A 26,421-nucleotide genomic window follows, 5' to 3' on the forward strand; every position below is an offset into this window, starting at 1 on the left:
GGTCGGCTCAGAGCCGATCGAGGGCGTCCTGCACGGTCATCCCGTCGGCGAGGTCGCCGGTGACCAGGTTGGTGCCGACCGGCGCGTCGCCGACCTCGGTGCCGACGCTGTTGGACAGCGGATTCAAACCGCCGCCGTTCATCGGGTTGAGCTGCGCGCGCTCCACCGCGCCGAGCACGGCTCCGGTGGCGGCGGCGGCACCCTGGCCGGCGGCGGGTACATCGGGGCGGGAGATCCCGTCGGTCGTGACGGGCGCGGCCGCGGCGCTGCCCGCGAGGCCGAAGGCGGCGGCGGCGCCGAGCGACGTGGCGGCGATTGCGGTGCGAAGAACGGAGGACATGACGATGGCCCTTCCCTGTCGACCAGAGGATTGACCACGCAACGTAGCCACTCGGCTACGCCGAGCGCAATTCGGCGCCCCGCGCGCCGATGTCCCGAATCCGCTCCGAATTCGACGGAACCGTCACAGCCCCATCCGCCGTCCCTGCCGATGAGAGACACCGGCGGGACACATCACCAGGGATCGACACAACTGCACAGCGGAAACCGGCGGCGGAAAGCCGGCCCGGAGCGCCGGGAGCAGGTGGACGGGACGAGCGGGTACGACCGGCGCGGATCAGGCGACGAGTTCGGCGAACGCCTCGTCGGCACCGAAGCTCAGCGCGTCGTCCTCGCGCAGCCGGCGCAGCGCACGCCAGATGCTCGACTTGACCGTGCCGACACTGCAGCCGAGCACCTCGGCCACCTCGGGGTCGGTACGACCCTCGTAGTAGCGCAGCACCAGCATGGTGCGCTGCGGCTCGGGCAGCTTGGCCAGCGCGCGCCACAACACCGCACGCAGCTCGGTGTCGCCCATCGAGTCCGATCCGTCCGGACGCTCGGGCAGCTCCTCCGAGGGGTACTCGTTGATCCGACGTCGACGCCAGGCCGATATGTGCAGGTTGGTCATCGTGCGGCGCAGGTAACCGCCCAGCGCGGCCTTGTCCTGGATCCGACCCCACGCCTGGTACGTGCTCATCAGCGCGCTCTGCAACAGGTCCTCGGCCTCGTTGCGGTCACCGGTGAGGTGGTACGCGGTGGCGAACAGGGCCGACCGGCGTTCCCGGACGTACGCGGTGAATTCGTCGTCGACACTGTCCGTGCACGGAACGCTACGCGCGTTGCCGTTCAGCGGGGCGAGGGCGACGACGGTACGGCGGTTGTCCTTGCGGATGCCCTGCGACTTCGTCTGGGACTGCATGACTTCTCCCCCGGTTCGGCGCTCGTTCACGATGTACAGCCTCGTGGGCGGGCTTCATCGTCACGTCGGCGAGCTGTCACAGGTATGCAACAGCGACCTCGGTCGGCGAACCGGAAGGGGCCTCCCCGTGTTCTTCCCAGCCGTGACGTCAGACACAATGGCCTGCGTGCCCTACCTGCTGCTTATCGAGGATGACGAGTCCGTGCGAACCGGACTCGAACTCGCCCTGGGGCGCCAGGGCCATCGCGTGGTCACCGCGGCCACCGGTGAAGCCGGCCTGGAGCGGTGGCGCGAGCAGCGTCCCGACCTGATCGTGCTCGACGTGATGTTGCCGGGCATCGACGGCTTCGAGGTGTGCCGGCGGATCCGCCGCACCGACTCGCTGCCGATCATCCTGCTCACCGCGCGCAACGACGACATCGACGTGGTGGTCGGCCTGGAGTCCGGCGCCGACGACTACGTGGTCAAGCCGGTCCAGCCGCGCGTACTGGACGCCCGGATCCGCGCGGTGTTGCGCCGCGGCGAGCGCGAGGTGTCCGACGCGTCGGTGTTCGGCGACCTGGTGGTCGACCGCAACGCGATGACGGTGACCAAGGCCGGCGAGGAACTCCAGCTCACCCCGACCGAGTTGCGGCTCCTGGTCGAGCTGAGTCGGCGCCCCGGGCAGGCGTTGTCCCGGCAGCAGTTGTTGCGCCTGGTGTGGGAGCACGACTACCTCGGCGACTCGCGGTTGGTGGACGCGTGCGTCCAGCGGTTGCGGGCCAAGGTGGAGCAGACTCCGTCCGCACCGACGCTGATCCGCACTGTTCGAGGCGTCGGTTACCGCCTCGACCCGCCCCAGTGACGGCCCGGCCGCCGCTGGTACGCCGGATCGTCCGCCGGATCGCCCCGACCCTGAAGCTGCGCTCGTTGCGCTTTCGAGTGCTCGTCGCCTTCGCGCTGGTCGCGTTGATCTCCGCGGTCGCCGCGTCCGGGATCGCCTACTGGCTGACGCGTACCGCCGTTCTGGAGCGGGCGCAGGACTCGGTGCTCACCGAGTTCCGGGACAACCTCGGTCGGGTCTCCGCGAATCTGCCGGAGAAGCCGGATCAGGCCGACCTGGGACCCGCCGTCGATCAGATGCGGGAGAGCAGCTTCGGTTACGCGGTGGTCCTGGTCGGCGCCGACGGCCGCCCGGTCGCCTCCAACTCCACCCGGTTCCCGTTGGAGCGGGTGCCCACGAAGTTGCAGCGCATGGTGCAGACCGCCGACAACAACGGCGGCTTCCACATGTACTTCCAGCGCATCGACATCGAGGGGCAGCCCTACCTCGTCGGCGGTACCCGGGTGGTGCCCAACGGGCCCACCGGCTACATGTTCAAGTCGCTCAAGGACGAGCAGGCCGACCTCAACTCGCTGGCCCGCTACCTGATCGTGGGCACCCTGTTGGCGCTCGGCGCGGCGGCGGTGGTCGCGCTGTTCGCCGCGCGCCACATCCTGCGCCCGGTGCGCCGACTGGGCCACGCCGCACGCGAGTTGGGCGCGGGCCGGCTGGACACCCGGTTGGACGTGCGCGGCTCGGACGAGCTGGCCGACCTGTCCCGCACCTTCAACGACGCGGCGGAGAAGCTGGAGCGCAGCGTCGCCGAGCTGCGGGCGCTGGAATCCTCCTCGCGCCGGTTCGTCGCGGACGTCTCGCACGAGTTGCGCACCCCGCTGGCGGCGATGACCGCGGTCAGCGAGCTGCTGGAAGAGGAGGCGGACAGTCTCGGCGAGCAGGGCGCGCCCGCCGCGCGGCTGGTGGTCGCCGAGATCGAGCGGCTGGCCACGCTGGTCGAGGATCTGATGGAGGTGTCCCGTTTCGACGCGGGCACCGCGGCGCTGGTGGCCGACGAGGTGGACATCACCGACCTGGTCACCGCGTGCCTGGACGCGCGCGCCTGGATGGACGCGGTGGACCTGCGGGCACCCCGGGGCATCCTGGCCAGGGTGGACCCGCGCAGACTGGACGTCATGGTCTCCAATCTGGTCGGCAACGCGCTCCGGCACGGCGGCTCGCCGGTGACGGTCGAGATCCACCACGAGCCGCGGGCGACGGTGCCCGGAATACTCGCCGGGCCGGGCGAGGAGGACCTGGTGATCGAGGTCTCCGACACCGGTCCCGGCATCCCCGAGGACGTGCTGCCGCACGTGTTCGACCGCTTCTACAAGGCGGACAGCTCGCGGGCCCGCTCCGAGGGCAGCGGGCTGGGGCTGTCCATCGTGATGGAGAACGCGCGTATCCACGGCGGTACCGCGTTCGCCTCGAACATGCCCGGCGGCGGCGCCAAGTTCACCCTGCGCCTGCCGTTGGTGCCGCCCGAGCTCGAAGAGATAATCGACCCGGACGAGGGGGTCGAGGACGACGGCGTGCACGCCGACCTCGACGCGGAGAACGCCGAGTACGCCGACAACGTCGGGCCTGCCGAGCAGGTCGGGCCGGATCTCGGCGGCTTCGGCGGCATCCACTCCGGCAGGCACGACGAGCGAGGAGGCGGGCGTTGAGATCTCGTCGGCGGCTCCCGATCGCGGTGTTCGCGACGACGGGCGTGCTCGCCGCGCTCACGTCGTGCGGGATTCGACCGACCGAGGGACCGGTGGGCGCCGGCAAGCCGGCCAACCGGACGGCGCCGTCCGCGCAGAACCAGTTGCCCGGCTCGGAGCGGCACATCGTGTATCTGGTGAAGGACAACCGGCTGCAGGCGCTGCCCCGAGGCGGCCGGTTGTTGCTGCGGCCGAGCGAGGTGGTCCCGGACAAGGCGCGCACCGACCAGGTCAACCAGCTCCTGGAGGAGCTGCACCTGGGCCCCGACGACGCCGAGGCGCTGGAGGGGTACACCACCGCGCTGCCCGCAGGCGGGCTGACCGCGGCGGATCGACGCGAGGGCGACCCGCCCGCCCTGTTCCGGCTGGACGCGCCGCTGTCGGCGCTGGCCACGATCGCGCTCGGTCAGGTGGTCTGCACACTGCAGAGCGCGTCCGGCGGTGAAACGGTGCTGCTCGCCGGTCGGCGGACCGCGCCGGAGAGCTACCGGTGCGAGAGCTACCTCGACATCAGCCGCAAGAACGCGACCACGCCCACCCCGGCGAGCCGGACCCCCGGCTCGCCGTCGGCGTTCGAGAAGGACTGGCCGCAGGCTCGCCCCTCCGGGAAGTCCCTTAGTCCCCAGGGCGGATGACCGGCCGGACCCTGCGACGGATGTGCCCGGGTGCGGATCCGCCTACCTTCGAAGTGCGACGTCGCCGTATCCGGTGCCGTCGCATCGAGGAGGCACCGCCATGACCATGAGCACCGCGATTCTCAGCCGCCCGCGACACGGCCGCCGGATCGCCGGCGTCTGCGCCGGGATCGCCCGCCGTTACGGCTGGTCCGTCACCACCGTCCGGCTGGTGTTCGTATTGTCCTGCCTGCTCCCGGGCCCGCAGTTCCTGCTGTACATCGCGCTGTGGATTCTGCTGCCCCAGGACTGAGCCGGGTGGGATGCGGCACGGCCCGACCCCGCCGGCGCCTATCATCCGATCAACGGATGGGTAGGCGGGTCGATCGAGTGGTCTCGCGGGACCGGAGGGTTCCGGGCCGAGCGCTCGGTCGGGGGGCGGGGACATGCAACCGGGAAGCACGCACAACAAGAACCTCATCGTCACCATGTCGGTGTTCGCCGGCGTGCTGGTGACCCTGGTCGGGCTGGTGCTGAGCGGCAACCTGGCGGTCGAGGCCGGACGCACCCAGGCGATGAACTCGAAGCAGTACAGCGACCGCGACATCGAGGACACCCGCGGCTTCTGGGATCAGGACCGGCAGGACCAGGCCAAACCCCGCGGCAACGAGTTCTCCCCCGGCCAGGAGCAGCCGCAACTGCCCGAGCAGGAGCCGCAGCGGCCCGACGCGGACTTCCGCCAACCGCCGACGATCCAGGCCCGCCGGGTGACCGCGCCGTACACCGAGCCCGACCTGGCGATTCGGGGCAAGATCTTCTTCCGGATGCCGGACGGGGTCGCCGAGTGCAGCGGCACGGTCGTGCACCACCCCGGCGGGAACATGGTGTGGACGGCGGGACACTGCCTGCACGGGGGCCGCAACGGAAACTTCTACGACCGGGTCACCTTCGTGCCGGGATACAACGGCGCGGGCCGTACGCCGGCGGAGCGCGAGCCGTACGGGCGCTGGCCGGCGCGGCGGATCACGGTGAGCAACCAGTGGGCGCAGAACGCCGATCCGGGCGGCAAGGACGCCAGCGCGTCACCGTACGACTACGGCGCCTTCATCGTCGACTCGCGTGCCGGTCGCACGCTGGAGGACACGGTGGGTGCGGGCGCGGACGTGTACTGGAACGCGCCTCGGCACCTGCGGGTGCAGTCGTACGGCTATCCCGGAGACACGCCCTACGACGGCACCACGCTGTACACGTGCTCGTCGCCGACCACGGACTTCCGGGAGGACGGCTGGCCGCAGCCGGACATGTTGTGGATGGGCTGCACGATGACCGGCGGCTCCTCCGGCGGGGGCTGGTTCGCCGAGGTGGACGGGCGAAGTTTCCTGGTCAGCAACGTCTCGCTCGGGGTGACCTCGGCGGCGTCGCGCACCATGACCGGGCCGTATCTGGGCGACGTGGCCAAGGAGATGTACGACTCGCTGTAGGACGTGTCGGCACTCCCCGTCCGAACCCGACGAAGCCGTGCCCTCGCGCGGGATCGACACGCGAGGACACGGCTCGTACGCGGCGGAGCCGACCGGTTCCGCGCCGCCGACCCGGCTCGGCGGCGGGAGCGGAACCCGATGCGGATGTCAGAGGGGCAGTTGGCCCAACTGCAGGCTCCCGAGCGGCGACGCGTCCAGCGGGGAGGACTGGCCGCCCGTCGTCAGCTTGTCGACGGGCAGGGTGTTGACCGGCGAGCCCAGCCCGCCCTTGGCCTGGCCGCCCTGCTCGGCCATCCCGGCCGCGCTCTGCTCCATGCTGTGGCCCATGGTGCGGGCCGCGTCCGCGGCCACTTCGTCGAGCGGCGAGTGGCCCGGGGTGAGCAGCTTGTCGACGGGAAGCGTGTCGGTGACCTGGCCGAGCTGGAACGGCGCGGCGGCGTCCGGCAGAGCCGACTGGGCCGTCGAGGCGGCCGGGGCCAACCCGTCGACGAGGTCGGTCGCCGGCATCGCACTCGCGGAGCCCGCGGCTCCCGCTGCCAGAGCCGCACCGAGCCCGGCCGTGATGGCCGCCTTACGCGTTACCGATCGCATGTGCATCCTCGGGTTCTCGATTCGGGCGGGGCGAGATACACCCCGTAACGAAGTGAGACCGCAACGTAGCGAATCGGACGCGGAATGCGCAAAACGCCCCCTTCGGTCGGGCTCGACTCTTCGCCCGTGCCGAGAGGGGGTGTGGGGTGCGCCCGCGATCCGGATCGATCCACCTCGATCCGGATCGGGTGGGCGCGCCCGCGGAAGGTCAGTTCCGACCGAAAAGCCATTCCGACTTGAGCGCGGCGTAGCCGGGCTTGATCACCTCGTTGATCATCGCGAGGCGCTCGTCGAAGGGCAGGAAGGTGCTCTTCATCGCGTTCACGGTGAACCACTGGAGGTCGTCCAGGCCGTAGCCGAACGCCTCGACGAGGTGCTCGAACTCCCGCGTCATCGACGTGCCGCTCATCAAACGGTTGTCAGTGTTCACGGTCACCCGAAAATAGAGTCGGCGCAGTAGGCCGATCGGGTGATCGGCGTACGACGTGGCGGCGCCGGTCTGCAGGTTCGAGGTCGGGCACATCTCCAGCGGGATGCGCTTGTCGCGCACGTACGCCGCGAGCCGGCCCAGCTCGACACTGCCGTCGTCCTTGACGGTGATGTCGTCGATGATCCGCACGCCGTGGCCGAGGCGGTCCGCGCCGCACCACTGGAGCGCCTGCCAGATCGACGGCAGACCGAACGCCTCGCCGGCGTGGATGGTGAAGTGGTTGTTCTCCCGCTTGAGGTACTCGAACGCGTCGAGGTGCCGCGTGGGCGGGAAGCCCGCCTCGGCGCCGGCGATGTCGAAGCCGACCACGCCCAGGTCGCGGTGCCGGTTGGCGAGTTCGGCGATCTCCAGCGAGCGGGCCGCGTGCCGCATCGCGGTGAGCAGCGCGCCGACCTTGATCCGGTTGCCGGCTTCGGCCGCACGGCGCTCCCCTTCCCGGAAGCCCTCCTCGACCGCCTCGACCACCTGGTCCAGGGTCAGGCCGGCGGCCAGGTGCTGCTCGGGCGCGTAGCGGATCTCGGCGTAGACCACGCCGTCGGCGGCGAGGTCCTCGGCGCATTCGGCGGCGACCCGGAACAGGCCCTCGCGGGTCTGCATCACCGCCACGGTGTGGTCGAAGGTCTCCAGGTAGCGCTCCAGCGAGCCGGAGTCGGCGGCCTCGCGGAACCAGGTACCGAGCGCTTCGGGGTCGGTGGTGGGCAGCCGGTCGTAGCCGACCGCCGCGGCGAGTTCGATGATCGTGGTGGGACGCAGCCCACCGTCGAGGTGGTCGTGGAGCAGGACTTTGGGGGCACGCCGGATCTGCTCGACGGTGGGCGAGACGGCGGGCGTGTTCGGGTGGCTGCTGTACATGAAAGGACTTTACTGCCTACGCGCGTAGATCATGTTGCTTTACCGGAGGTGGCTTCGCGGGTCGATTACCGGGGCGGGTCGGGGAGGCCCGCCGGGGTGGGGTGCAGGAGCCGGCCCTGGCGGCTGAGGGCGAATTCGCGGAAGAGGCGCACGGGGGCGGTTTCCGGGCGGCTGGGCATCCAGGCCAGGCCGATGGTGCGGAAGGCTCGGGGGGCGGTGACGGTGAGGTGCACGGTGCCCGGGCGGGGGGTGTCGGGGGCGGGTAGGAGTGCGACGCCCAGGCCCGCCGCGACCAGGCCGCGCAGCGTTTCGGCCTCCTCGCCCTCGAACGCGATCTTGGGTACGTACCCCGCCTCGGCGAAGAGCGCGTCGGTGATGCGGCGCAGACCGTAGCCCGGCTCCATGCACACGAACACGTCTTCGGCCGCCTCGGCCAACCGCACCCGGCGGCGGCGCGCGAGCCGATGGTCGGCCGGCACCACCAGGTAGAGCCGCTGATCGTCGAGCGCGCGCACGGCCAGGTCCGGCGCGTCCGGCAGCGGCGCGGTCAGGCACAGGTCGAGTTCGCCGGCCCGCATGCGCTCCAGCATCGCCGAGGCGGACGCCTGCACGAGCTGGAAGCGGATGCCCGGGTGATGCACCCGAAAGGCGCGCAGCAGGCCGGGCACCGCTTCGGGGCCCATCGTGTGCAGGAACCCGAACGCGACCTTGCCACGCGCCGCGCCCACGTCCTCGATCACCTCGTCCAGGCCGCGCTCCAGCAGCGCGAGCGCCTGCTCCACGTGCGCGAGCAGGGTGTGGCCCTGCCGGGTGAGCGTGACGCCGCGCCCGGTGCGGGCCAGCAGCGGCACGCCCACGTCCGCCTCCAGTCGGGCCATCGTGCGGCTGAGCGTGGGCTGCGGAATGCCCAGCCGGGCCGCGGCCCGGGTGATGTGCTCCTCGCGGGCGACCGCCGCGAATTGGGTCAGGAGGGGGGCGATGGCCGCGGAAACCTCGGCTGATCTGCTGTCATGCACCATGGTATGAATTCTGTCCGAAACATGCATTGGACGCATGAAAGAGCGCGGTTTAGCTTGGTGCGCATGTCAGCCTCGAACAGCTCTTCGGATCCCGCCCCGGGTACCGACCCGATGCGACACCCTCGGGGTTCGCGCGCGTATCGACGGGTGAACCTGGCGCTGTTCGCGGCGGGCTGTTCGACCTTCGCGATGCTCTACGCGACCCAGACCCTGCTGCCGGAGTTGTCCGACGGCTTTCGTCTGGACCCGGCCACGGCCAGCCTCTCGGTCTCGATGACCACCGGTGCGCTGGCCCTGGCGGTGATCCCGGTGAGCATGTTGTCCGAGCGGTGGGGTCGCTCGCGGGTGATGACGATCTCCGTGTTCGGCGCCGCCCTGCTGGGCGTACTGGCCGCGTTCGCCCCGGACTTCGGCACCCTCGTGGCGCTGCGTACGGCGCAGGGCGTCGCGCTGGCCGGGTTGCCCGCGACCGCGATGGCCTACCTGGCCGAGGAGGTCGACGCGCCCTCGTTGGGCTCGGCGATGGGGCTGTACGTGGCGGGCAACAGCATCGGCGGCATGGGCGGCCGGGTGGTCACCGGACTGGCCTCGGATCTGGGCGGCTGGCGGGTCGCGCTCGTGGTGGTGGGGCTGCTCGCGTTCGGATCGGCGGTCGCCTTCCGGGTGTTGCTGCCGCCGTCGCGCAACTTCACCCCGTCGACCATGAGCGCCCGGCAACTCACCGGCATGCTGCGCGCGCACCTCGCGGATCCGGTGCTGCGTCGGCTGTACCTGCTCGGCACGGTCTTCATGGCGGCGTTCGGCACCGTGTACAACTACCTCGGATACCGGCTGCTGGCCGAGCCGTTCGCGCTGCCGCGGACGGTGGTCGGGGCGATCTTCGTGGTCTACCTGGCGGGCACGTTCAGTTCGGCCGCCTCGGGGCGGCTGGTCGGCCGGATCGGGCATCGCGCGACGTTGTGGGCCGCCGCGGCGATCACCGCCGCGGGTGCGCTGCTGACCCTGCCGGACCACCTGGCGTCGGTCGTGGTCGGCCTGATCGTGCTCACGGCGGGCTTCTTCGCGGGCCACTCGGCGGCCAGTTCGGCGGTCGGCCTGCGGGTCACCGAGGGGCGGGCGCAGGCGTCCGCGCTGTATCTGGCCGCCTACTACGTCGGGGCGAGCGTCGGCGGGCCGGTCGGCGGCGTCGCCTTCCACGGGCAGGGTTGGGCCGGTGCGGTGGTCCTGGTGCTGGTGCTGATGGCGGCGGCGGGTTGGGTGGCGTTCGGGCTCACCGGTCGGGTGACCGGCACGCCGGCGCCCGCACCCGCCCGGCGGCGCGCCCGCACCCATGTGCGGTCGACCGCCTGAGCTCCGGCCGGGCCCGGGTCCCGGGCGGGCTCCGGGCCCGGCCCTTGGCATGCTGAGCCCATGGACGAACACCACGATCCGGCTCCCGGCCCACACCCGGGCGACCGCGACGACTTCGGCCGGGTGTTCCGCCCGCACACCGTGCGCGCGGGTTGCGCGACGCTCGGGTGCCTGTTCGTGGTCTTCGCCACGGCCGTGCTGATCAGTGCGCTGATCTGGCGGGCGCTGTACTGATCCGACGGGCCACCTGCCGCGCGGATCGCCGCCGCCGGACCGGGCACCTCAGTAGCCTCGGGCCGCCTTGCGCTCGGCGTCCGCGACCCTGGCCCGTTCGATCTCGTTGATGTGCGTCTCGGTCCACTCGCGCAGCGCACGGATCGGCTCGCCCAGACTGCGCCCGAGTCCGGTGAGTTCGTAGTCCACCCGAGGCGGGATGGTCGGGGTCACCGTGCGCGACACGAAGCCGTCGGTCTCCAGACTGCGCAGGGTCTGGGTGAGCATCTTCTGCGACACCCCCTCGATCCGACGGCTCAGATCGGTGTACCGCATCGCGCCGTCCCGCAGCGCGTCCACGATCAGCACCGTCCACTTGCCGGCGATGTGGTCCAGGACCTGACGCGTCGCGCACTTGGCGCTGTAGACGTCGGCGGGAAGGCCGACCGATTCGACGATGGTCACCATGTCAGGAGAGTAGCGCACCAAATGGTGCCTACTTCCCGATGGAGAGCGACTCTCCGAGAATTGCGGTCATGAGCAACCACACCCCGCACCGCACCCTCTCGGTCGCCGAGGCCATCCGCACCCGACGCACCGTCCGGCACTACCGCCCCGACCCGGTCCCGGACCACCTGCTGCGCGCGCTGCTCGAACTGGCCATGGAGGCACCCACGAGTTGGAACCTCCAGGACCGCTCGATCGTGGTGGTCACCGACGAGGTCGGCAAGGCGGGACTGATCGCGGCCACCGGCGGCCAGCCGCAGGCCGTGCAGGCCCCGGTCCTGCTCGTGTTCGTCGCCGAGCCGCAGGCGTGGCGCGAGGAGCACGCCGACGTCCACGAACAGGCTCGGCACAACGGCGCGTGGAACGAGGCGTTCATCCGGATGTTCTCGGCCGCCTCCGCGCAGTTCCAGCAGGACCTGGCCGAGCGCGGGATGTTGCGCGAGTACGCGGTCAAGGACGCGATGATCGCGGCCGGCCACGTCCTGCTCGCCGCGACCGAACTGGGCCTGGCCACATCGCCGATGAACGGCTGGCACGAGCAGTCGGTCAAGGACACGATCGGGATCGGCGACCGGGACGACCTGGCGATCGCGCTGATCGTCTCGGTCGGCTACGGCGCCGAGGAGCGCCGGCACCCGGGCCGCCGGCCGCTCGATCGCAACGTCTTCCGCGGCCGCTACGGCCGGCCGTGATCCGGGCGGCTACGCCGCGGCGATCGGGCTGCTTCGCTCGGTTGCCGCGAGGATGCCGGCCGGCGCCGAGCGGGCGTCCTGGAGTCCGGTGATCCGGGCGTCGATTCCGTCCGGTTCGTCGCGCAGGTAGCCGAGCACGCAGGGGTCGAAGTCCACTCCGGGGCCCTCGATGCAGGGCAGCAGCTCGCGGATCACCCGGCTGGTGAGGCCGGCCGCGAGCAGCACCCGGATCCGCTCGACCATCGCGGACGCGTCGGCCGCGTGGACACGATGGCCGCCGGGCGTGCGCTCGGAGGCGAGCAGGCCCTGTTCCTCGTAGCCTGGACGCCCACACCGGCACCATGTTCAGCCCGTACCCCGCGGCATAGGCCCTGCGTCGAGCGGCCCGATCACGCGGCCGGGCCCTCGGCTCCGGTGGGAGTCGAGGGCCCGGCCGGGTGGTTCGGGTCGTCAGGCGGTCGGGCCGATGCGGTCGATCAGGATCGGGGTGGGCTCGAAGAGGGTGCCGGCCGGGGCGATGGTGACCGAGTCGGCCAGGATCTCGCGCGCGTAGTCGAACCGCTCCGGGGTGTCGGTGTGCAGGGTCATCAGCGGCTGACCGGCGACGACCGTGTCGCCCGGCTTGGCGTGTAGTTCGACGCCCGCGCCGGCCTGGACCTGCTCCTCCTTGCGGGCCCGGCCCGCGCCCAGGCGCCAGGCCGAGACGCCGACCTCGTACGCGTCCAACCGGGTCAGCACGCCGGTGGAGGTCGCGGTGACCACCTCGGTCTCGCGCGCCACCGGCAACTTGGCGTCCGGGTCGCCGCCCTGGGCCCGGATCATCCGACGCCACACGTCCATCGCGGAGCCGTCGCGCAGCGCGTCCGCCGGGTCGATCCGGGTCCGGCCGGCCGCCGCGAGCATCTCGCGCGCGAGGGCGACGGTCAGCTCGATCACGTCCGCCGGGCCGCCGCCCGCGAGCACCTCGACCGACTCGCGGACCTCCAGCGCGTTGCCCGCGGTCAGCCCCAGCGGCGTGGACATGTCGGTCAGCAGCGCGACCGTCCCGACCCCGTGGTCCACGCCCAACCGGACCATGGTGCGGGCCAGTTCGCGCGCGTCGGCCAGGTCCTTCATGAAGGCGCCGGAGCCGACCTTGACGTCGAGCACCAGGGCGCCGGTGCCCTCGGCGATCTTCTTGCTCATGATCGAGCTGGCGATCAACGGGATCGCCTCGACCGTGCCGGTCACATCGCGCAACGCGTACAACTTCTTGTCCGCCGGCGCGAGGCCGTCGCCGGCCGCGCAGATCACCGCGCCGACGTCCTCCAGCACGCGCATCATCGCGTCGTTGGACAACGCCGCCCGCCACCCGGGTATGGCCTCCAGCTTGTCCAGCGTGCCGCCGGTGTGCCCCAGGCCGCGGCCGGACAACTGCGGGACGGCCACGCCGCACGCGGCGACCAGCGGCGCGAGCGGCAGGGTGATCTTGTCGCCGACGCCACCGGTGGAGTGCTTGTCCGCGGTCGGCCGGGACAGCGCCGAGAAGTCCATCCGCTCGCCCGACGCGATCATCGCGTCGGTCCAACGGTTGATCTCGGTCGCGTTCATCCCGTTGAGCAGGATGGCCATCGCGAGCGCGGACATCTGCTCGTCCGCGACATCGCCGCGCGTGTACGCGTCGACCACCCAATCGATCTGAGCCGCCGTCAGTTCACCGCGGTCCCGCTTCGTACGGATGACCGAAATCGCGTCCATGCTGTCCGTTCTCTCTCGGCCGCCGAAGCGACCCGTTCAGGTCACGAGCAATTGCTCAGCGAAGGTCGTCGGGCCCGAAGGCATCCGGCAGGATCTCCCGCAACGGCCGTACCCCGTGCTTGGTTTCCAGCAACATCTCGGCGCCGCCGTGCTCCCACAGGAGTTGCCGGCAGCGCCCACACGGCATCAGGACCGCGCCCTCGCCGTTCACGCAGCAAAACGCCACGAGCCGGCCGCCTCCGCTCGCGTGCAGCGCGGACACCAGACCGCACTCCGCGCACAACGTGAGCCCGTACGACGCGTTCTCCACATTGCACCCGGACACGATCCGGCCGTCGTCCACCAGCGCCGAGGCGCCGACCGGATACTTCGAGTAGGGCGCGTACGCACCGCGCATCGCCGTGGTCGCCGCGTCCCGCAGCGCGAGCCAATCGATTTCCGGCACGCCCGTCAGCCCTTCGTATAGGGCTTGTTGGCCGCGGCCGGGGCGCGCACCTTGCCGACCAGACCGGCCACCGCGAAGATCGTCACGACGTACGGCATCATCTGCAGGAACTGGCTCGGGATCGAGGTGTTCAGCGGCTGCAGCGACGTGGCCAGCGCACTGGTGAAGCCGAACAGCAGCGCCGCGGCCACCGCGCCCAGCGGACGCCAGCGGCCGAAGATGACCGCCGCGAGCGCGATGTAGCCCGCGCCCGAGGTCATGTCCTTGGAGAAGGTGCCCACTGTGCCGATGGTCAGGAACGCGCCGCCGATGCCCGCGATCGCGCCCGCCATCACCACGTTGCGGTACCGGGTCGCGTTGACCTTGATGCCGACCGTGTCCGCCGCCGTCGGGTGCTCGCCCACGGCACGGGCCCGCAGGCCCCAGCGGGTGTGGAACAGGCCCAGGTGCACGATCACGATCAGCGCGTACATCAGGTAGACGATGATGTTCACGTCGAACAACACCGGGCCGATCACCGGGATGTCCGCGAAGCCGGGGATCCGGATGTTCTCGAACACGCCCGGGTTGTTGTAGCCCTCGGGGTCCTTCTGCAGGAGCTGTGTGTACAGGAAGCCGGTGATGCCGGTGACCAGCAGGTTGATCACCACACCCAGGACGACCTGTTCGACCAGGTAGCGCACCGCGAACACGGCGAGCAGCGCACCGATCAGCGCACCCGCGACCGCACCCGCGGCCAGCCCGGCCCACAACGACCCGGTGATCGAGCCGGTGAGCGCGGCGGCGAACGCGCCGAACAGGAACTGACCGTCGATGGCGATGTTGACCACGCCCGAGCGCTCGCCGATCACGCCCGCGAGCGCACCGAGCACGAGCGGCACGGCGGCCAGCACGGTGTTCTGCAACGCGCCCGCGAAGGACATCTGCTTGCCCGCGACCGCCCACACCAGGAACGCGATCACGAACGCGATCAGGAACAGCGCGATGCTCAGCCGGATCGCCAGGCGCGACCGGTCCAGCGCGATCCGCAGCCCACCCGCGAGCATGCACACCACGGACATCGCGATCGCGACGGCCCGCGCGGGCAGCGACAGGTCGCCGACCTCGGTGGTGTCCCGGTTGGGCACGTTCATCCCGAAGACCGCGTCGACGCCGCTGTCGGTACCGAACCCGAACGCCCACAGCGCGTACAGCCCGACCAGGACGAAGCCGATGCCCGTGATCAGGGCCTTCTTGCGGGCCGCGGCCCGCACCACGTCGGCGGCCTTGCCGGTGGGGTCCACCGGAGCCTCCACATCGGGGGCGATCACGGTGTCCGCCACCTGCGTGCCTCCTTCAGGGTTCCGCTCGCTCATGCCTGGACCCCCACGGTCTCCTTGGCGGCCAACGGCCCGCCCTCGGCACCCTTGCGGGCGCCGCGCAGCCGGAAGATCGAGCGCACCAGCGGCGGCGCCGCGACGAACAGCACGATCACGGCCTGGATGACGATGACGATGTCGACGGACACGTTCGCGGACGCCTGCATCACCGAACCGCCCGCGCGCAGCGCGCCGAACAGCAGTGCGGCCAGCACGGTGCCCAGCGGCTTGGTCCGGCCGAGCAGTGCCACGGTGATCGCGTCGAAGCCGATGCCGGCGTCGATGCTGGGGGTCAGCGTGTGCGCCGGGTTGGTCGAGCTCATCACCTGCGAGACACCGGCCAGACCGGCCATCGCACCGGCGATCACCATGGCCAGGATCTGCGCCCGGGCCACGCTCATGCCCGCGGTGCGGGCCGCGGCCGGGTTGGAACCCACCGCGCGCAGTTCGAAGCCGAGCGTGGAGCGGTTGAGCAGCCACCAGTAGATCCCGGCCGCGACCAGCGCCAGGATGATGCCGAAGTGGATCCGCAGGTCGTCGCCGAACAGGTTGGGCAACACCGCGTTCTCGTGCGCGTCCTTGCCGATCGGCTGCGCCTGGCCGCCGCGACGGAAGGTGTCGGTGGTCAACAGCCAGCCGAGCATCAGCACCGCGATGTGGTTGAGCATGATCGTCACGATCACCTCGTGCGCGCCGTAGCGAGCCTTGAGGAAACCGGCGATGCCCGCGTAGAGACCGCCGCCGATCAGGCCGGCCAGGATCACGAACACCAGGTGGATCACCGGCGGCAGATCGACGACGAACCCTATCCACGACGCGAAGACCGCGCCGGCGATGATCTGGCCCTGCGCACCGATGTTGAACAGCCCGGTGCGGAACGCGATCGAGACCGCGAGACCGCCGAAGATCAGCGGCGTGGCCTGCGTGATGGTCTCCGAGATCGGTCGGAAGATGTCCTCGATCGAACCCTCGGAGAAGGTGTCCGGGTTCACGATCGAACCCTTGAACATCGCCGTGTAGGCGTCCGAGACCAGCGTCCACGAGCTGGAGAGCGCCTCGCCCGGAGCGGCGAAGAAGTACTTGTACTCGTCGAGCACGTCCTGGTCCGCGAGGATCATCAGGATGCCGCCGACCACCAGCGCGAGCACGATCGCCAGGAAGGTCACCACGGCCGAGTTGCCGGTGATGATCGCGTCGAGCATGGCTCGACCGAGCGAGGGCTTGGCCGGCGCCGAGGCGCTCGCCCCGGCCGGTTCGGCCGCCTTGGTCAGGGCCGGCTTCGCCTCGCTCGGCTCACCGGGCGTGCTCTTGTCGTCCTCGGTCACGCTGGGTCCTCCTCCCCCGGGGTTTCGTCGCTCTCGATGGTCGCGGTCTCGGCCGCGTCCGCTTCGGCGGCCGGTGCCGCCTCGGTCGGGTCCTTGCTCGGGATCACACCGGCCATCAGCAGACCCAGGTCGCCTCGGGACGTGGTGGGCGGCACGATGTCCACGATCCGACCCCGGTACATCACCGCGATCCGGTCGGCCAGCGCCACCACCTCGTCCAACTCGGTGGAGACGATGATCACCGGGGTGCCGACGTCGCGCTCGGCCACGATCCGCTTGTGGATGAACTCCATCGCGCCCACGTCCACCCCTCGGGTGGGCTGCGAGGCGATGAACAGCCGCAGCGGGCGCGAGAGTTCGCGCGCCACGACGACCTTTTGCTGATTGCCGCCGGACAGCGTGCCGGCCGGCGACTCGATGGTCTGCGTGCGGATGTCGAATTCCTCGACCCGCTGCCGCGCGTTGTCGCGCACCGCGCCGGGATCGATCGATCCGCGCCGACCGAACGGCGCCTGGGTGACCAGGTCCAGGACCAGGTTCTCGGCCACCGTGAAATCGCCCACGATGCCGTCGTGCTGACGGTCCTCGGGCACGAAGCCGACGCCGGAGTTGAGGATCTGCCGCGGCGTCCGACCCGCGAGGTCCTGCCCGTCCAGGCTGATCCGCCCGGCCGCGGGCGCGCGCAGGCCCAGGATGGCCTGGGTCAGCTCGCTCTGGCCGTTGCCGTCCACGCCCGCGATGCCCAGGATCTCGCCCTCGCGCAGGCGCAGGTCGACCCGGTCCACCACGGCCTGGCCGTTGCCGTCGAGCACGGTCAGGTCCTCGATCGCCAACCGGACCTCGCCCGGCTGCGCCTCGTTCTTGTCGACCACCAGCTTGACCGGCCGGCCGACCATCAGCGAAGCGAGTTCCTTCTCCGAGGAGGCCGGATCGGCGGTGCCGACCACCTTGCCGCGCCGGATCACGGTGATCCGGTCGGCGACGGCCTTGACCTCTTTGAGCTTGTGCGTGATGAACACGATGGAGTGGCCGGAGGCGCGCAGCGCGCGCATCACCCGGAACAGTTCCTCGGTCTCCTGCGGCGTGAGCACCGCGGTGGGCTCGTCCAGGATCAGCACCTTGGCGTTGCGCACCAGGGCCTTGAGGATCTCCACCCGCTGTTGCAGACCGACGGGGAGGTCCTCGACCAACATGTCCGGGTCGACCTTGAGGCCGTACTCGTCGACGAGGTCGAGCACCTTCTTGCGGGCCCGACGGCGGTCCAGCCAGCCCAGCGGCCTGGTCTCCTCGTGGCCGAGCATGACGTTCTCGGCGACGGTGAAGACCGGGACCAGCATGAAGTGTTGGTGGACCATGCCGATGCCCGCGTCGATCGCGTCACCGGCGGTCCGGAACTTGCGGGGGGTGCCGTCGACGACGATCTCGCCCTCGGTGGGCTCGTAGAGCCCGTAGAGCACGTTCATCAGCGTCGACTTGCCGGCACCGTTCTCACCGAGAAGGCAGTGGATCTCCCCCGGCTCGACGGTCAGGTCGATGTGGTCGTTGGCGACCAGCGACCCGAACCGTTTCGTGATTCCGCGCAGTTCGAGCTTCAACGCGGAGACCTCCTCGGCTACGCCCCCCGCGAGGGGCCGCTACGGGTTCGACCCGGGTCCCCTCGGGGCCCGGGCGGTACGGACACGGGCGCCGCGGAAGCTGCTTCCACGGCGCCCGATCGTCTGGGTCAGCTCTTCGGCTGGTTCTTCGAGGTGATCTTGATCTTGCCGCTGACGATGTCGGCCTTGACCGCGGTCAGCTCGGACTTCAGCTCGGGGGAGACCTTCGAGTCGAAGTCGTGGAACGGCGCCAGGCCGACGCCGTTGTTGGCGAGGGTGCCGATGGTGGACTTGGTGGTGAACTGGTTGTTCGCCGCGGCCTTGACCGCGTTGAACACCTGGCCCTTGATGTCCTTGGTCACCGTGGACAGGAACACCGACTTGTACTGCGAGGCGCTCTCGTAGCCGTCCTGGTCGACCCAGATGACGCTGGCCTTGCCGCCGCTCTTCTGCACGGCCGAGGCCGCGCCGAGACCGGTCTGACCGGCGACCGGCATGATCACGTCGGCGCCCTGGGCGATGAAGTCGTTGGCGATCCGCTCACCGTCGGCCGGCGAGTCGAACTTGCCCGCGAGCGAGCCGTCGCCCTTGACGTCGTCCCAACCGATGACCTGGACGTTCTTGCCCTTGGCCTGGTTGAAGTACTTGACGCCCTGGACGTAGCCGTCCATGAACACGGTGACCGGCGGGATCGGCAGCGCGCCGAACGTGGCGACCTTGCCGGTCTTGGAGAAGCCCGCGGCGAGGTAGCCGCCGAGGAAGCCCGCTTCGGCCGTGTTGAACTGCAGCCCCTGCACGTTCGGCTCGATGCTGGCGGAGTCGACGATCGCGAACTTCTGGTCCTTGTGCGTCGACGCGGCGGCCTTGGTCGCGTCGGCCATCAGGCCGCCGACCGCGATGATCAGACCGCACTTGTCGTTCACGAGGCTGTTGAGGTTCGGAACGTAGTCGTTCTCGGTCTTCGAGGTGATGTACTTCACATCGACACCCAGCTCCGACTTGGCCTGCTGCAGGCCCGCCCACGAGGAGGCGTTGAAGGAACGGTCGTCGATGCCGCCGGTGTCCGTCACCATGCAGGCCTTGAAGTCCACCTTGGCGGCCTGCGAACCGCCGGGGGTCGCACTGGTGCCCGAATCGGACTTCTTGTCGTCCTTGGGCTTGCTACCGCACGCGGCGGTGGCAGTAAGGGCGAGAGTGACGCCGACCGCAGCCGCGGTCACCTTGGATACCCGGCGCACGGGTGTCTCCTTCCGATGAGCGCCCCTTCGGGCGCTGCTCCCAGATGCAGACTCTGACGCGCTTGGTTCCCTGGTAAACGCGCGTAGACCTGCTAGCCGTCGGAGAGCATACCTAGTAAAAGAATATGAGCGACAAAAACCGTGAATCGCCACCGCAACACGCCCCGTTAGCCCGGCCGAGTAGCCGGAGCCGAGACGGGTCGGCGCGGAACCGGGCAGTCCGCGACATGACAAGACGGAAAAGACCCGGTGCCGCACGAGATCGAACGGCACCGGGTCGGAACATTACAGACTTACGAACGTGGGAGGAACGGGGACCGGGGTCGCGGTGGTTAACAGTTCCGCATACGTCCCATCTCGGCACTCCCGCCCGCACCGCGCGCACCGAGCCCGACCGGGGTCAGCGAACGGGCCGCAGCGCCAGCCCGGCGAACAGTTCGACGCCGATCCCGATCGCCCGCTCGTCGACGTCGAACTGCCCCTGGTGCAAGTCGTATACGGGGTGTCCGACGGGTCGCACACCGAGCCGGGTGAGCTCGCCGGGGACCTGGTCCAGGAACCACGAGAAGTCCTCGCCGCCCAGGCTCTGCTCGGTGCCCTCGACCGCACTCGCGCCCAGCACGCCGGTGGCGACCGTGCGCATCGCGTCGACCGCATCCGGGTCGTTGACCACCGGCGGCACGCCCCGGTGGTGTTCGAGCTCCCACTTGGCGCCGTAGGTCGAGGCGATCGAGTCCACCAGCTCGTGCATCAGGTCCGGGGCCTGCCGCCACGCCTCCAGATCCAGGCAGCGCAGCGTGCCCTCCAGCTCGCCGTACTGCGGGATCACGTTCGGCGCGGAGCCGGACTGGATCCGCCCCCACACCAGGCTGGCGCCCGAGCGCGGGTCGATCCGGCGGGAGAACGCCGAGGGCAGCTCGGCGGCGACCTTGGCCAACGCGGTGACCAGGTCGGTGGTGCGATGCGGGCGGGCGGTGTGGCCGCCCGCGCCGGTGAGCATGATCACCACGCGGTCGCAGGCCGAGGTGATCGCGCCGGAGCGCAGCCCGACCCGGCCGACCTCGACCTTGGGGTCGCAGTGGATCGCGTGGATCTCCCCGACGCCCGCCAGGCCGCCCGCCTTGATCACGTCCAGCGCGCCGCCGGGCAACTTCTCCTCGGCGGGCTGGAAGATCAGCCGGACCGGCCGGGTCAGCAGGCCCTCGCGAGCGAATTCGGCCAATACCAGGGCCGTGCCCAGCACGATCGAGGTGTGCACGTCGTGCCCGCACGCGTGCGCGCGACCGGGCACGGTCGAGCGATAGGGCACGTCTTTGACGTCGTCCACCGGCAGCGCGTCGATGTCGCCGCGGAAGGCGATCAGGTCGTCCCCGGCGCCTCGGCCGGCGGGCGACGCCCGCTCGGGTCTGATGTCGCAGACCAGGCCCGTCCCGGGCAGTAGTCGCGGGTGCAGGCCCGCGCGGACCAGCCGTTCCCGGATGAGTCCGGTGGTACGGAACTCCTCCCGACCCAGCTCTGGGTGCATGTGCAGGTCGCGTCGAAAGGCGACCAGCTCGTCGGCGAAAGCAGCGGCTTTGGCGGCGGCCTGGGCGGGGAGGGATTCGCTCACCCACGAAAGACTACGTTGCATCGGTCTTCGCGACGTGGTAGGGAGCGAATTACCCCCGTTCGGGTGAGAAAAAAGCCTCCCCCCGGCGCATGCGCTACGGCCGGTAGGGGTATGACTGTGTGCTCGTTCCCGCAATGGCCGACTTTCGGGCGCTCGACCACGTATCAACCAAGCGCCCCATTGATCAGGACTGCCCTTGCCGCCCATGGAACGCGTCCAGGATGCGAGACGCGGCAAGCGTCGCGGTGAGATTGCCGTCCCGGACGTCGCGTTCGAGGTCGGGCACGATAGCCCGTACCGCAGGGTGTCCACGCAACTCCGCCAACAGCGAGTCGTAGACCGTCGCCCACGTCCAGTCGACCTGCTGTCGGCGTCGAAGTTCGGCCGACTCGCCGGTCGCCTCCAGGGTCTGCCGGTGTTTGAGGATGGTCTCCCAGACCTCGTCCAGGCCCTCGCCGGACAGCCCGGAACAGGTCAGCACGGGTGTCGTCCACGACTCCCCCGCCCGGCGCATCAGCCGCAGCGCGCCCGCCAGTTCGCGGGCCGCCCGGCGGGCCGCGAGGGCGAAATCGCCGTCCGCCTTGTTCACCGCGACCACGTCGGCCAGCTCCAGGACGCCCTTCTTGATGCCCTGGAGCTGGTCGCCGGTGCGCGCGAGGGTCAGAAACAGGAAGCAGTCGACCATGTTCGCCACCGTGGTCTCGGACTGGCCCACGCCGACCGTCTCCACCAGCACCACGTCGTAGCCGGCCGCCTCCATCAACACGATCGACTCGCGGGTGGCGCGCGCGACGCCGCCCAGCGTGCCGGCGGTCGGCGAGGGGCGCACGAAGGCGTTGTCGTCCACGGCGAGCCGGCCCATCCGGGTCTTGTCGCCCAGGATGCTGCCGCCGTGCCGGGACGAGGACGGGTCCACCGCGAGCACCGCCACCCGGTGTCCCGCGCCGGTCAGCCGGGTGCCCAGCGTCTCGATGAACGTGGACTTGCCCACACCGGGCACGCCGGTGATGCCCACCCGGTGGGCACCGCCGGCGTGCGGCAACAGCTTGACCAGCAACTCCTGCGCGAGGTCGCGGTGGTCGGCCCGAGTGGACTCGACCAGCGTGACCGCCCGGGCCAGGATCGTCCGGTTGCCCGCGAGCACGCCTTCGGCGTACGCGCCGACGTCGATCACCCGTGCCATCAGTCGACCGGCAGCTCGTGGTCCAACTGCCTGTACAGGCCCCTGAGCAGGTCCACCGCGGCATCGGCGATCACCGTGCCGGGCGGGAAGACCGCCGCGGCGCCCATCTCCAGCAGTGGCTGCACGTCGGCGGGCGGAATCACCCCGCCGACCACGACCATGATCTCCTCGGCGTCCAGCGCGGCCAGTTCCTGCCGCAACGCGGGCACCAGGGTGAGGTGGCCGGCCGCGAGCGAGGACACCCCGACCACGTGCACGTCCGCCTCGACCGCCTGCCGGGCCACCTCGCCCGGCGTCTGGAACAGCGCGCCCACGTCCACGTCGAAGCCGAGGTCGGCGAACGCGGTGGCGATCACCTTCTGCCCCCGGTCGTGCCCGTCCTGGCCCATCTTGGCCACCAGGACGCGCGGCCGGCGGCCCTCCAGTTCCTCGAACCGGGCGACCAGCGAGCGGGCCGTCTCCACGTTCGGCGACATGCCCACCTCTTCCCGGTAGACCCCGGTCAGCGTACGGATCTGCGCCTGGTGGCGGCCGTACGCCGACTCCAGCGCGTCGGAGATCTCGCCGACCGTGGCCTTGGCCCGGGCGGCGTCCACCGCGAGCGCGAGCAGGTTGTGCTCCAGGTCGCGCGGCCGGGTGCCCTCGACGTCGGCCTGCGCCGCGCCGGACAGCGCGGCCAGCGCACGACGCACCGCGTCGTCGTCGCGCTCCTCGCGCAACCGGCGCAGCTTGTCCAACTGCCCCTCGCGGACCGCCTTGTTGTCGATCTTGAGCACGTCGATCGCCTCGTCGCTGGCGACCAGGTACTTGTTCACGCCGATCACCGACTGCCGGCCCGAGTCGATCCGGGCCTGGGTACGCGCCGCCGCCTCCTCGATCCGCAGCTTGGGCAGACCCTCGGCGATCGCCGACGCCATGCCGCCGGCCCGCTCGGCCTCGGCGATGTGCTCCCGGGCCCGCACCGCGAGGTCGTGGGTGAGCCGCTCTATGTAGGCCGAACCACCCCACGGGTCGATCACGTCGCACGTGCCCGACTCCTGCTGGAGCAACAACTGGGTGTTGCGCGCGATCCGGGCGGAGAAGTCGGTCGGCAGCGCGAGCGCCTCGTCCAGCGCGTTGGTGTGCAGCGACTGGGTGTGCCCCTGGGTCGAGGCCATCGCCTCCAGGCAGGTACGCACCACGTTGTTGAACACGTCCTGCGCGGTCAACGACCAGCCCGAGGTCTGCGAGTGCGTGCGCAGCGAGAAGGACTTGGGGTTCTTCGCGCCGAACGACTTGACGATGTCGGCCCACAGCAGGCGCGCGGCGCGCAGCTTGGCGACCTCCATGAAGAAGTTCATCCCGATCGCCCAGAAGAACGACAGGCGCGGCGCGAACGCGTCGATGTCCAGGCCCGCCTCGACCCCGGCGCGCAGGTACTCGATGCCGTCCGCGAGCGTGTACGCCAACTCCAGGTCGGCCGTGGCCCCGGCCTCCTGGATGTGGTAGCCGGAGATCGAGATCGAGTTGAACTTCGGCATCTTCTGCGAGGTGTACGCGAAGATGTCGGAGATGATCGACATCGAGGGCTTGGGCGGATAGATGTAGGTGTTGCGGACCATGAACTCCTTGAGGACGTCGTTTTGGATCGTCCCCGTCAGGTGTTCCGGTGCCACCCCCTGCTCCTCCGCCGCGACGATGTAGAGCGCGAGCACCGGCAGTACCGCGCCGTTCATCGTCATCGAGACCGACATCCGGTCCAGCGGGATGCCGTCGAAGAGCTGGCGCATGTCGTAGATCGAGTCGATCGCGACGCCCGCCATGCCCACGTCGCCGGTCACCCGCGGGTGGTCCGAGTCGTAGCCGCGGTGGGTGGCCAGGTCGAACGCGATCGACAGGCCCTTCTGACCGGCCGCCAGGTTGCGCCGGTAGAAGGCGTTCGACTCCTCGGCGGTGGAGAAGCCCGCGTACTGGCGGATCGTCCACGGCTGGTTGACGTACATCGTCGGGTACGGACCGCGCAGGAACGGCGTGATGCCCGGGTAGGTGCCCAGGAAGTCGAGCCCTTCCAGGTCCTCCTCGGTGTACAGCGCCTTGAGCGGGATGCCCTCGGGGGTGTCGTGCGTCAGCGCGTCCGCGTCCTTGCCGGTCTCCTCGCGCACGGCGTCCCGCCACGCGTCGAGGTCGCCGGACGCGGGCGCGTCGAGCTCGACCTGGGTGAAGTCGGGAATGCTCATTTCGCCCCCTCCGGGGATTCCGCCGCGGTCTCGTAGGTGGCGTGCAGGACGGCGAGCGCGTCGCACCCGGTGTACACGTACCCGTCCAGGTCCGCTCCGTGCGCCTTTTGGCCCGCGAGCAGGATCCGGCGGGCGCCGGCCGCACGCAGCGCCGCGGCGGTCGGTGCCGCCAGGGCGGCGTAGATCTTCTCCGAGGAGGTGAGCACCACGGTCGCCGGCCGGCCGGCCGCCGTCCAGCGCTCCAGGATCTGCTCGATCGCGCCCTCGTCCACCTCGGTACCGCCCGCTTCGACGGCGGCGATGCCGCCGGCGGCGAACAGGTTGGCGGTGAAGCCGGCCCGTGCGGTGTACTGCGCGAGCGGGCCCAGGGTGGCCAGGAACACGCTCGGGCGGGCACCGGTCGCGGCGAGCAGCGCGTCCGAACGATCGCGCAACGACTCGTACGCCTGGGCGTAGCGCACCCGGGGCAGACCGGCGGCGGAGACCGGCACCTCGGGCGCCGGTTCGCGGACGACCGGCGCCTCGGTCAGGTTGGGGAACTCGCTGACGCCGGTGATCGGGTCGGTGCGATCGGCGATGTCCCTGTCCCGCTTGGCGCGGACCTCGGCCAGTTGCTCGGCGAGCCAGCCCGAGTCCAGTACCGCGACGATCCCGCCGCGACGCTCGATCTCCTGGAAGAACGCCCAACCGGTGCGCGCGAGGTCGTCGGTGAGCTGTTCGACGAACCACGAGCCGCCGGCCGGGTCGATCACCTGCGCGAGGTGCGACTCCTCCAGGAGCAGCGCCTGCGTGTTGCGGGCTATCCGCCGGGAGAACGGGTCGGACCGGCCGATCGCGGCGTCGAAGGCGCGCACGGTGACCGCGTCGGCGCCGCCGACGCCGGCCGCGAAGGAGGCGACCGTGGTGCGCAGCATGTTGACCCACGGATCACGCCGGGTGGTCATCGCCCACGAGGTGAGCGCGTGTTGGCGCTGGGCGCCGGCCGTCGGGGCGGCACCGGACGCCTGGGCGACGCGGGCCCACAACCGGCGGGCGGCACGCAGCTTGGCGATGGTCGGGAACTGCTCCGCGGTGGCCGCGAAACGGAACTCGACCAGGCTCAGCGCGGTGTCCACGTCGAGTCCGGCCTCGGTCAGCGCGCGCAGGTAGGCGACGCCGGCGGCGGTGGCCGCGCCCAGTTCCTGGCCCTCCGAGCCACCCGCCTCGTGGTAGGGCTGCCCGTCCACGACGATGGCCTGCAGGCCCGGGAACTCCGCGTGCGCCCGGGCCGCGAGCGCGGCGGCGGCGGCCGGGTCGGCGCCCGCCCCGGTGCGCGCGTGCTGCGAGATCGGGTCGGCGCCCAGGTTGCCGCGTACCTCCCCGGGGGCGACGCCGCTCGCGCGGAACACCGCGAGCAGCGCGTCGGCGGCCGCAACGAAATCGGCGCCGGTGGTCAGGGCCACCGGCGCCAAGTCGAGCAGCACGCCGTCGAGCGCGCGGGCCAGGTCGGCGGGCGCCAGTGCGCCCTCGCCCACCTGAAGGAAGACGGAGGTGACCCCGTTCTCCAAATCGGCCAGCACGCTCTCGTTGGCCCGGGCCGGGTCGGTGTCGGCGTGCAACTGGCGCACGTCCCAACCCTCCGCGGCGTGTCCGGCGGCGCGCGCGCCCCGGACGAACGGGCTCAGCCCGGGCAGGCCCGGCCGGGCGGCGGCCTCCGTGTACAGCGGGGACAGCGTGATGCCGTCATAGGTAGTGGTCGCGAGCAGGTCTTCGGGGCGCTCGGGCGCGTCACTCTCGCCCAGCACCTTCGATTTGCGGAGCACGCCGGCCACGAGGCGCTGCCATTGGTCCCGCGTGGGCTGCGGGAACTGGCTCGCGAAGGTGGACCCGGTAGACGTGCCGCCATCGACAGTAGCCTCCGTCATGGGTCGCATCGTAGGGACCGACGGGGCCGTTGAATACGCACTGCCGATGTGATGCCGGCCCTACCCGCCGGTCACCTCTGTGACCTGGGCCTTCACGCTTGCCCTGATCTTTCGTCCGCAAGCGTGGCGCTTTCACCCGTACGGGCGCTGACGGGGCGTCAGCATTTCGTGACCCGTGACGTCCGGGTCACCCGGATGGT

General features: G+C 70.7%; 24 protein-coding genes and 1 pseudogene. 8 read left to right on the forward strand and 17 right to left on the reverse strand.

All coding sequences use genetic code 11. From position 1 onward, the window contains the following. Positions 1 to 7: 7 nt before the first annotated feature. Both ACFXMF_RS11175 and ACFXMF_RS11180 read right to left on the reverse strand, forming a co-directional pair. Complete coding sequence (locus tag ACFXMF_RS11175; protein ID WP_360308060.1) at positions 8 to 340, reverse strand: hypothetical protein; 333 nt, start codon at positions 338 to 340, stop codon at positions 8 to 10. 276 nt (positions 341 to 616) lie between these two features. Then, on the reverse strand, positions 617 to 1,240 hold the full coding sequence (locus tag ACFXMF_RS11180; RefSeq protein ID WP_360308057.1) for a SigE family RNA polymerase sigma factor: 624 nt from the start codon (positions 1,238 to 1,240) through the stop codon (positions 617 to 619). 166 nt (positions 1,241 to 1,406) lie between these two features. Between ACFXMF_RS11180 and ACFXMF_RS11185 the strand changes: the two genes are divergently transcribed. From ACFXMF_RS11185 to ACFXMF_RS11205, 5 genes are all read left to right on the forward strand, one after another. Then, entirely contained in the window at positions 1,407 to 2,084 is a 678-nt protein-coding gene (locus tag ACFXMF_RS11185) for a response regulator transcription factor (RefSeq protein ID WP_174861367.1), read from the forward strand. Continuing rightward, the gene (locus tag ACFXMF_RS11190) at positions 2,081 to 3,763 is read left to right on the forward strand and encodes a HAMP domain-containing sensor histidine kinase (RefSeq protein WP_360308054.1); all 1,683 of its coding nucleotides are present in this window, start codon (positions 2,081 to 2,083) and stop codon (positions 3,761 to 3,763) included. The genes ACFXMF_RS11185 and ACFXMF_RS11190 overlap by 4 nt, the downstream gene beginning before the upstream one ends. Further along, a complete protein-coding gene (locus tag ACFXMF_RS11195) occupies positions 3,760 to 4,437 on the forward strand; it encodes a hypothetical protein (RefSeq protein WP_360308051.1) in 678 nt (225 codons plus the stop codon). Before ACFXMF_RS11190 ends, ACFXMF_RS11195 begins: the two co-directional genes overlap by 4 nt. A gap of 100 nt (positions 4,438 to 4,537) precedes the next feature. Continuing rightward, positions 4,538 to 4,729 carry a PspC domain-containing protein gene (locus ACFXMF_RS11200; protein ID WP_360308048.1) on the forward strand — a complete coding sequence of 64 codons (192 nt, stop codon included), beginning with the start codon at positions 4,538 to 4,540 and terminating at the stop codon, positions 4,727 to 4,729. A 133-nt stretch (positions 4,730 to 4,862) separates the two neighbouring features. Then, positions 4,863 to 5,897 carry a trypsin-like serine peptidase gene (locus ACFXMF_RS11205; protein WP_379991434.1) on the forward strand — a complete coding sequence of 345 codons (1,035 nt, stop codon included), beginning with the start codon at positions 4,863 to 4,865 and terminating at the stop codon, positions 5,895 to 5,897. A 147-nt stretch (positions 5,898 to 6,044) separates the two neighbouring features. Here the strand turns inward: ACFXMF_RS11205 and ACFXMF_RS11210 are convergent, their stop codons facing one another. From ACFXMF_RS11210 to ACFXMF_RS11220, 3 genes are all read right to left on the reverse strand, one after another. Next, on the reverse strand, positions 6,045 to 6,488 hold the full coding sequence (locus tag ACFXMF_RS11210) for a hypothetical protein (protein ID WP_379991435.1): 444 nt from the start codon (positions 6,486 to 6,488) through the stop codon (positions 6,045 to 6,047). A 208-nt stretch (positions 6,489 to 6,696) separates the two neighbouring features. Next, the gene (locus ACFXMF_RS11215; protein WP_379991436.1) at positions 6,697 to 7,830 is read right to left on the reverse strand and encodes an adenosine deaminase; all 1,134 of its coding nucleotides are present in this window, start codon (positions 7,828 to 7,830) and stop codon (positions 6,697 to 6,699) included. Positions 7,831 to 7,895: 65 nt separating this feature from the next. Next, positions 7,896 to 8,849, reverse strand: coding sequence for a LysR substrate-binding domain-containing protein (locus tag ACFXMF_RS11220; RefSeq protein ID WP_379991437.1), 954 nt, complete (start codon positions 8,847 to 8,849; stop codon positions 7,896 to 7,898). Between the two features lie 63 nt (positions 8,850 to 8,912). On the opposite strand from ACFXMF_RS11220, the gene ACFXMF_RS11225 reads away from it, so the two are divergent. Next, the gene (locus tag ACFXMF_RS11225; RefSeq protein ID WP_379991438.1) at positions 8,913 to 10,199 is read left to right on the forward strand and encodes an MFS transporter; all 1,287 of its coding nucleotides are present in this window, start codon (positions 8,913 to 8,915) and stop codon (positions 10,197 to 10,199) included. A gap of 60 nt (positions 10,200 to 10,259) precedes the next feature. After that, complete coding sequence (locus ACFXMF_RS11230; protein WP_360308030.1) at positions 10,260 to 10,433, forward strand: hypothetical protein; 174 nt, start codon at positions 10,260 to 10,262, stop codon at positions 10,431 to 10,433. A 48-nt stretch (positions 10,434 to 10,481) separates the two neighbouring features. Here ACFXMF_RS11230 and ACFXMF_RS11235 read toward each other — a convergent pair whose 3' ends face one another. Beyond that, positions 10,482 to 10,880, reverse strand: a complete 399-nt coding sequence (locus ACFXMF_RS11235; RefSeq protein WP_360308027.1) for a helix-turn-helix domain-containing protein — start codon at positions 10,878 to 10,880, stop codon at positions 10,482 to 10,484. 68 nt (positions 10,881 to 10,948) lie between these two features. Here ACFXMF_RS11235 and ACFXMF_RS11240 point away from each other — a divergent pair, with 68 nt between their 5' ends. Further along, complete coding sequence (locus tag ACFXMF_RS11240) at positions 10,949 to 11,611, forward strand: nitroreductase family protein (protein ID WP_379991439.1); 663 nt, start codon at positions 10,949 to 10,951, stop codon at positions 11,609 to 11,611. Positions 11,612 to 11,620: 9 nt separating this feature from the next. Here ACFXMF_RS11240 and ACFXMF_RS11245 read toward each other — a convergent pair. The 11 genes and pseudogenes from ACFXMF_RS11245 to ACFXMF_RS11295 all read right to left on the reverse strand — a co-directional run. Next, a pseudogene (locus ACFXMF_RS11245) lies at positions 11,621 to 11,917 on the reverse strand (MerR family transcriptional regulator); the annotation flags it as partial. A 144-nt stretch (positions 11,918 to 12,061) separates the two neighbouring features. Continuing rightward, positions 12,062 to 13,348 (reverse strand): thymidine phosphorylase, encoded by a 1,287-nt coding sequence (locus ACFXMF_RS11250; protein ID WP_360308021.1) that lies wholly within the window; start codon positions 13,346 to 13,348, stop codon positions 12,062 to 12,064. A 55-nt stretch (positions 13,349 to 13,403) separates the two neighbouring features. Continuing rightward, complete coding sequence (locus tag ACFXMF_RS11255) at positions 13,404 to 13,793, reverse strand: cytidine deaminase (protein WP_360308018.1); 390 nt, start codon at positions 13,791 to 13,793, stop codon at positions 13,404 to 13,406. 5 nt (positions 13,794 to 13,798) lie between these two features. After that, complete coding sequence (locus ACFXMF_RS11260; protein WP_360308015.1) at positions 13,799 to 15,115, reverse strand: ABC transporter permease; 1,317 nt, start codon at positions 15,113 to 15,115, stop codon at positions 13,799 to 13,801. 29 nt (positions 15,116 to 15,144) lie between these two features. Beyond that, on the reverse strand, positions 15,145 to 16,476 hold the full coding sequence (locus tag ACFXMF_RS11265; protein ID WP_360308012.1) for an ABC transporter permease: 1,332 nt from the start codon (positions 16,474 to 16,476) through the stop codon (positions 15,145 to 15,147). Then, entirely contained in the window at positions 16,473 to 18,071 is a 1,599-nt protein-coding gene (locus tag ACFXMF_RS11270) for an ABC transporter ATP-binding protein (protein WP_360308009.1), read from the reverse strand. The genes ACFXMF_RS11265 and ACFXMF_RS11270 overlap by 4 nt, the downstream gene beginning before the upstream one ends. A gap of 128 nt (positions 18,072 to 18,199) precedes the next feature. Next, entirely contained in the window at positions 18,200 to 19,309 is a 1,110-nt protein-coding gene (locus ACFXMF_RS11275; protein ID WP_360308006.1) for a BMP family ABC transporter substrate-binding protein, read from the reverse strand. 400 nt (positions 19,310 to 19,709) lie between these two features. Further along, a complete protein-coding gene (locus ACFXMF_RS11280; protein ID WP_360308003.1) occupies positions 19,710 to 20,939 on the reverse strand; it encodes an amidohydrolase in 1,230 nt (409 codons plus the stop codon). Positions 20,940 to 21,102: 163 nt separating this feature from the next. Beyond that, positions 21,103 to 22,101 carry a methylmalonyl Co-A mutase-associated GTPase MeaB gene (meaB, locus tag ACFXMF_RS11285; RefSeq protein ID WP_360308000.1) on the reverse strand — a complete coding sequence of 333 codons (999 nt, stop codon included), beginning with the start codon at positions 22,099 to 22,101 and terminating at the stop codon, positions 21,103 to 21,105. Further along, positions 22,101 to 24,317: a methylmalonyl-CoA mutase gene (scpA, locus tag ACFXMF_RS11290; RefSeq protein ID WP_360307997.1), complete on the reverse strand. Its 2,217-nt coding sequence runs from the start codon at positions 24,315 to 24,317 to the stop codon at positions 22,101 to 22,103. The genes meaB and scpA overlap by 1 nt, the downstream gene beginning before the upstream one ends. Then, entirely contained in the window at positions 24,314 to 26,221 is a 1,908-nt protein-coding gene (locus ACFXMF_RS11295; RefSeq protein ID WP_360307994.1) for a methylmalonyl-CoA mutase subunit beta, read from the reverse strand. Before ACFXMF_RS11295 ends, scpA begins: the two co-directional genes overlap by 4 nt. Positions 26,222 to 26,421: the final 200 nt, after the last annotated feature.

The organism is Embleya sp. NPDC059213 (assembly GCF_042754445.1).
Classification (GTDB): Bacteria; Actinomycetota; Actinomycetes; order Streptomycetales; family Streptomycetaceae; genus Embleya.

Bases quoted from the DNA above. Each gene is read 5' to 3' on its own strand.
- ACFXMF_RS11175 (WP_360308060.1), bottom strand. From the start codon at position 340: ATGTCCTCCGTTCTTCGCACCGCAATCGCCGCCACGTCGCTCGGCGCC.
- ACFXMF_RS11180 (WP_360308057.1), bottom strand. From the start codon at position 1,240: ATGCAGTCCCAGACGAAGTCGCAGGGCATCCGCAAGGACAACCGCCGT.
- ACFXMF_RS11200 (WP_360308048.1), top strand. From the start codon at position 4,538: ATGACCATGAGCACCGCGATTCTCAGCCGCCCGCGACACGGCCGCCGG.
- ACFXMF_RS11205 (WP_379991434.1), top strand. From the start codon at position 4,863: ATGCAACCGGGAAGCACGCACAACAAGAACCTCATCGTCACCATGTCG.
- ACFXMF_RS11210 (WP_379991435.1), bottom strand. From the start codon at position 6,488: ATGCGATCGGTAACGCGTAAGGCGGCCATCACGGCCGGGCTCGGTGCG.
- ACFXMF_RS11215 (WP_379991436.1), bottom strand. From the start codon at position 7,830: ATGTACAGCAGCCACCCGAACACGCCCGCCGTCTCGCCCACCGTCGAG.
- ACFXMF_RS11220 (WP_379991437.1), bottom strand. From the start codon at position 8,849: ATGGTGCATGACAGCAGATCAGCCGAGGTTTCCGCGGCCATCGCCCCC.
- ACFXMF_RS11225 (WP_379991438.1), top strand. From the start codon at position 8,913: ATGTCAGCCTCGAACAGCTCTTCGGATCCCGCCCCGGGTACCGACCCG.
- ACFXMF_RS11230 (WP_360308030.1), top strand. From the start codon at position 10,260: ATGGACGAACACCACGATCCGGCTCCCGGCCCACACCCGGGCGACCGC.
- ACFXMF_RS11235 (WP_360308027.1), bottom strand. From the start codon at position 10,880: ATGGTGACCATCGTCGAATCGGTCGGCCTTCCCGCCGACGTCTACAGC.
- ACFXMF_RS11240 (WP_379991439.1), top strand. From the start codon at position 10,949: ATGAGCAACCACACCCCGCACCGCACCCTCTCGGTCGCCGAGGCCATC.
- ACFXMF_RS11250 (WP_360308021.1), bottom strand. From the start codon at position 13,348: ATGGACGCGATTTCGGTCATCCGTACGAAGCGGGACCGCGGTGAACTG.
- ACFXMF_RS11280 (WP_360308003.1), bottom strand. From the start codon at position 20,939: ATGCAACGTAGTCTTTCGTGGGTGAGCGAATCCCTCCCCGCCCAGGCC.
- meaB (WP_360308000.1), bottom strand. From the start codon at position 22,101: ATGGCACGGGTGATCGACGTCGGCGCGTACGCCGAAGGCGTGCTCGCG.
- scpA (WP_360307997.1), bottom strand. From the start codon at position 24,317: ATGAGCATTCCCGACTTCACCCAGGTCGAGCTCGACGCGCCCGCGTCC.
- ACFXMF_RS11295 (WP_360307994.1), bottom strand. From the start codon at position 26,221: ATGACGGAGGCTACTGTCGATGGCGGCACGTCTACCGGGTCCACCTTC.